The organism is Cupriavidus sp. 8B, from assembly GCF_054589115.1.
On record NZ_BAAILO010000621.1, the window covers coordinates 1 to 850 of the forward strand.

At 62.0% G+C, this 850-nt stretch carries 1 protein-coding gene; it reads right to left on the reverse strand.

What is annotated here, in order from left to right:
- Positions 1 to 734 (reverse strand): recombination directionality factor (locus ACYP5B_RS51005; protein ID WP_459575117.1); only part of this gene is annotated, 734 nt, incomplete at its 3' end.
- Positions 735 to 850: the final 116 nt, after the last annotated feature.

Consider the following 850-nt stretch of genomic DNA (forward strand, 5'->3'; position numbering starts at 1 on the left):
TGCATTGCGGCGTACGCCTTCTGCAGCACATAGATGGAGGTGGTGGGCAACTCGATCAGGCCGAGGCCCTTTATCTCCGGGACGCAAAAATACAGACTGGCGGAGAGGTTGCATTGTCGGCCCTGGTACTGCGGGCACTGGTGCGGATCGCACACGCCATCGGGAATGGCGTCGTCCTGTCGCAGGATGACCGTGCGCCCGCCAAACAGGCGCTTGGCACGCTGGGCGCGCTCATCCACTTCCGGCGCGGCGTACATCATGCAATGCCGCTTGCCGTCGGCGCCATACTCGGAGAAGTACTGCAGGCCTCGTGCGCCCCAGACCTTCAACTGGTTGGGCATGTTGGCCAGCCAGTCGTCGAAGGCGAAGATGACCGGGAAACGCCACAGCTTCAGGCCATCGCCACGATCCTCACCGAATTTCTGGAGGATCTCGTCGGCGGTGGCCGGATTGGTGAAGTCCGAACCGCGGCAGGTGAACCAGGCCGTGTTCTTGGGCACCAGTGCGTTACGGATCTTCGTCTTGCGCTCGATCTCTTCCCCGATCGCCTCGAACGAGGCGCCCTGAGCGAGCAGGGCGTCGTGGATCTTGACGGCCTGCTCGTTTTCCTTGGCCCTCTTGGTGAGGACCTTGATGCCCGGGCGAATCTTGCCAATGATGGGTGGCCGCTGGGGCCGTTCTTCTATGAGACTGCGGGGATGACCGAAGTCGGTGTAGCCAATGGCTCGTTGCATGATGCGTTGCTCCTGCGTTCAAGAAATTGAACGACGGCGACGCGGATGGACGCAGCATGCTCCCGAAGGCGCAGGGCTATGTCGGCCCCGCGCTGGGTCGTTACTTGGGAAAGGAA